The sequence below is a fragment of the Streptomyces sp. NPDC029216 genome (genome assembly GCF_040648015.1).
Classification (GTDB): domain Bacteria; phylum Actinomycetota; class Actinomycetes; order Streptomycetales; family Streptomycetaceae; genus Streptomyces.
This window is the reverse complement of sequence record NZ_JBEZWL010000288.1, coordinates 1-2,893: the sequence shown is the minus strand read 5'-3', so window position 1 is coordinate 2,893 and position 2,893 is coordinate 1. Positions and strand designations below refer to the sequence as shown.

Annotated in this window: 2 protein-coding genes; both read left to right on the top strand. The window is 76.2% G+C overall.

The features are described 5' to 3' along the window. Positions 1 to 1,428: an exopolysaccharide biosynthesis polyprenyl glycosylphosphotransferase gene (locus AB0F18_RS39000; protein ID WP_362070236.1), complete on the top strand. Its 1,428-nt coding sequence runs from the start codon at positions 1 to 3 to the stop codon at positions 1,426 to 1,428. A gap of 3 nt (positions 1,429 to 1,431) precedes the next feature. Beyond that, positions 1,432 to 2,820, top strand: a complete 1,389-nt coding sequence (locus AB0F18_RS38995) for an O-antigen ligase family protein (RefSeq protein ID WP_362070233.1) — start codon at positions 1,432 to 1,434, stop codon at positions 2,818 to 2,820. Positions 2,821 to 2,893: the final 73 nt, after the last annotated feature.

Genomic DNA, 2,893 nt, shown 5'->3' with positions numbered 1-2,893 from the left:
ATGACACCGAGGTCCGTACGGCCCTCGACCATGGACGCCTTCAGGAGCATCGGGGTGTTCGCGGCGAGCAGGACCTGGCTCCAGGACAGGTCCTTCGCCGCCGACGCGCTGGCGGCCGCCGCCACCGTGACCGCCCTGCCCGGACCGCTGCTCCCGCCCCAGGCCGCGGTCCCCGCCGCCGTCCTGCTCACCGCCGTCAACGCCGCGCTCCAGGCACAGGGCGGGCTCTACCGGCCCCGCCTCGCGCCCTCCGCCCTGCTCGAACTGCCCGCCCTGGCCGGGCGGACCGCCGCGCTGTGGTGCGCGGCCGCCGCCGTCCTCGCCGCCGCCGCACCGGAGCGGGCCCTCGGCTGGAACACCCTGCTCACCGCCGTCTGCCTCCAGGTCGTACTGGCCTGCGCGGGACGCGGGTCCGTCCATCAGGCGTGGCGCCGCTCCGCCGTGCGACGCCCCGTCTCCACCCTCGTCGTCGGCCCCGGGCAGGGCGCCGGGGCCGTCGCCGCCGCCCTGCACGGACGCCCCGCGTACGGGCTGCGGCCCGTCGGCATCGCCGACACCGCCGAGTCCGCCGACGGGGAGGGCGGCCAGCTGCCCGTACTCGCCACCTACGAGGACGTCCGGCGCGCCGTCATCCAGAACTCCGTCCGCTGCGCCGTCTTCACCCGCCCGCCCGAGGCCGACGAGCGCACCGCCGCGCTGGTCCGCCTCTTCCACGACCACGGCTGCCGGCTCTGGCTCGCCGACCCCGCCGGCACCGCCAAGGTCACCGGCATGCGCGTCGCCCACCCCGCCGACCAGCTGTGGGGGTACGCCGTACAGCCCCTGCTGCCCCGGCCCGCCCGGCCCCTGGAGCGGTCCGCCAAGCGGCTCATCGACTCCTGCCTCGCCGCCCTCGCGCTGCTCGCCGCCGCCCCCGTCATGGGCGCCTGCGCCCTGGCCGTACGGCTCTCCGACGGGCCCGGGGTGATCTTCCGTCAGGAGCGGGTCGGCCTCTACGGGCGGCCGTTCACCCTGCTGAAGTTCCGTACCCTGCGCGCCGACGAACACGAGTCCGCCACCCGCTGGACCGTGGCCGGCGACCGCCGGATGAGCCCCGTCGGCTCCTTCCTGCGCAAGTCCTCGCTCGACGAGCTGCCGCAGCTGTGGAACGTCGTGCGCGGCGACATGAGCCTGGTCGGACCCCGCCCCGAACGCCCCTTCTTCGTCGCCAAGTTCAGCAGCGTCCACCCCGGCTACGAGGCCCGCCACCGGATGCCCGTCGGCATCACCGGACTCGCCCAGATCAACGGGCTGCGCGGGGACACCTCCATCGAGGACCGGGCCCGCTTCGACAACCACTACATCGACACCTGGTCGCTGTGGCAGGACCTGTGGATCCTGGCCCGCACCGCCTCCTCCTTCTTCCGCTTCCGGCTGGGCGGGAGCTGAGCCATGAGCCTCGCCCTCCCCGGATCCGCACGCCCGCCCGGCACGGCCGGCGCGCTGCGCCGGCACTGGCCGCTGCTGCCGCTCGCCGCGACCGTCCTGTTCCTCCTCGCCCCCCTCCCGGCCGGCGACGCCACCGCCTCCGGGAAGGTCGGCCCCGCCGACGCCGCCTCGCTGCTCCTCGCCCTCGTCTGCGCGGTGCAGGCCCTGCGGGGGCGGGTGCGGACGCTGAACCCGCTGGGCGTGCTCGTACTCGGGACCCCGGGGATCGGACTCGCCGTCTCCACGATGACCGCCGGGGACCCGTACGCCGCCCTGCCCGGGTTCGTGCGCTACCTCCAGGTGTTCGTGCTGGTCCCGGCGGCCGTGGTGCTGCTGGTGCGCGACGCCCGGGAGTTCCGGCTGGCCGCCGGGTGCTTCGTGGTGCTCGGGCTGGTGCAGGGCGCGGTGGGGGTCGTCCAGTACGCGACGCACACCGGGGCCTCGTACCAGGGCGAGGACATCCGCGCCGTCGGGACCTTCGGCCCCGGCGACGTCATGGGCATGGCCACCGTCGTCGCCTACGGGCTGATCGTCGCCACCGCCGCCGCGCTCGCCCCCGGGCTGCCCGCGAAGACCCGGCGGACCGCCGGGTGCTGCGCGCTCGCGCTGGTCGTGCCGCTGGTGCTGTCCTTCAGCCGCGGCGCGTGGATCGCGACCGCCGGCGCGGCCGTGCTGGTGATGTGCCTGGCCGGGATCCGGCGGGCCCTGGCGGTGCTGCTGGCGCTGACCGCGCTGGGCGTGGTGCTGGTCGGCGGGCTCGGGCTGGGCTCCGAGATGGTCGCCGAACGCCTGAACTCCATCACCCAGGTCTCCAGCGCCCCCGACCAGTCGGTGACCGACCGCTACACGATGTGGGCCGCCGCCGAGTCGATGTGGCGCGAGCGGCCGGCCGTCGGAGTGGGCCTCAAGGGCTTCCCCGCACACCGCGACGGGCACTCCTCGCTGGGCCTGTCCTCCGGCAGCGACACCGCCGGCGCCGGCCAGGCCTTCATGAAGCAGCCGCTGCTCTCCCCGCACAACATGTACCTGCTCGTCCTCGGGGAGCAGGGGCTCGTCGGACTCCTGGCACTGGCGGGCGGCTGGGCCGCGCTGCTGGTCGCCGGGCTGCGCCGGTGCGCGACGGCCTCCCGCGGCCCCGCATCCCGGGACGGGATGCGGGACTGCGGACTGATCGCGACCGGGCTGTTCGTCTGGCAGCTGACCGACTTCCTGTACGCGGACATCGGCGGCCCCTCCACCGTGCTGACCGGTGTGATCATCGGCCTCGCCGCCTGGTGGGCCCTGCCCTCCCCCGTCCCCGCGGTCCCCGCCGCCCCGGCCCGCCCGCCCGCTGACGGGCCGGGCGCCCTGTGACCGACACGACCCCCTGGCGGCGGCCCGCGCCCCCGGCGACCGACCTCGCCTCGGCCGCGGGCGCCGCCGCTCC